Here is a 1,251-nt window from a genome sequence, read left to right on the forward strand (position 1 = left end):
GTTACAGCGAAAAATCCCGCCTTAAGGTCAGCATCAGACGATCCTGATTATCAAACTGACCAAACTGCGTATCGTCTGTACCATCAAAGGCAACAGCCGCAAAGCTGACTTTCCACTGTGGTAAAAATTCATAGCTCAGGGTTGCGCGCCATAACTGGCTGCTGTCGTCGACCCAGTTAACCAGCCATAACAGCCCTGTGGTTAAGCGGTATCGGCTCCAGTTTTTCTCCACAGAAACAGACGATTCCCAGATATCATCGTGATTACTTTCTTCGTCGTACCAGTGGGTAGTCGCCAGCTGCAGATTCCAGGTCCATTCATTTTCCACCCGGTCAAATCCGAGCAGTGCCGAGGTACGGCTGCTCTCTTCAATACCTGCCGCGGTCTGCCGTCCTTCACGCAGGTAATGCGCAATATCGCTGCGCAATACCCAGTCACCCATTGGGCGCGCCAGTGACGTACCCAGCATATCGCGTTTGGCCTGCTCGCGTACCAGCCGGGTATTTTCAGGAGTCAGCATTTCATCGGCGTGATAACCATGAAAGGCATACAGCTCAATATCGTTGCCACCCCAGAACAGTTTTCCGCGCCAGCCAATATCCACACCATTACCGTCCTCATGTACTGGCGGCAGGCTGGCAGGCATACCATTGGCCGCAAAATCAGTACCGGCCGGAGCAAGGCGGGTCGCTTTGCGTTGTGCGGCAATAATCAGCTGCTGTTCCCAGATATCACCAAAATAATCGGCAATTAACATTCCCCGCGGTTGCCGGCCGAGGGAATAATTATCGAAATAAGGTAAAAGAAATTCGCGCAGGTCGAGCGGATTCCACACATCAACGATGCGGAAGTAATCCGCGCGGCCCCATGCCTGCTGTTGTTTCCCTGCGCGAATTTCAAAGCGGTCAGCCGACCAGGTCAGGTAGAGCTCGCGCAATTCGGCATCGCTGCGCATTTCATCCCTTACCTCACCTTCGGCGTCGTCATACTGGCTGCGGTAACGGCCCAGTAAAATAGCGTTGGTTTTAAGCCGGCCGGTATTCATTTGCCCTTCCAGCAAACCTTCATAACGCTGACCGGGGTCTTCACCAGTGTTTTTTCCAGCCCTTTCCTGCTGGCGTATTTCTGCATGCCCTTTGCCACTGAACGAAGGTGCAGCAAGCGCCACACCATTCGCCAGTAACAGCGTAAATACAAGTGCAATCCGGATCATTACTGAATCCCGCTGCGCAGCGTACGCTCATTAAACAG

General features: G+C 53.0%; 1 protein-coding gene. It reads right to left on the minus strand.

What is annotated here, in order from left to right; translation table 11 throughout:
- Position 1: 1 nt before the first annotated feature.
- The gene (locus tag B3P58_RS00655) at positions 2-1,213 is read right to left on the minus strand and encodes a DUF1302 family protein (RefSeq protein ID WP_286715250.1); all 1,212 of its coding nucleotides are present in this window, start codon (positions 1,211-1,213) and stop codon (positions 2-4) included.
- Between the last annotated feature and the right edge of the window lie 38 nt (positions 1,214-1,251).

Origin of the sequence: Thalassolituus sp. UBA2009 (assembly GCF_002335285.1) — a bacterium.
Classification (GTDB): Bacteria; Pseudomonadota; Gammaproteobacteria; order Pseudomonadales; family Oceanobacteraceae; genus Venatoribacter; species Venatoribacter alkanivorans.

What these genes read in the sequence shown, in the direction of transcription:
- B3P58_RS00655 (WP_286715250.1), bottom strand. Translation starts at nt 1,213, where the DNA reads ATGATCCGGATTGCACTTGTATTTACGCTGTTACTGGCGAATGGTGTG.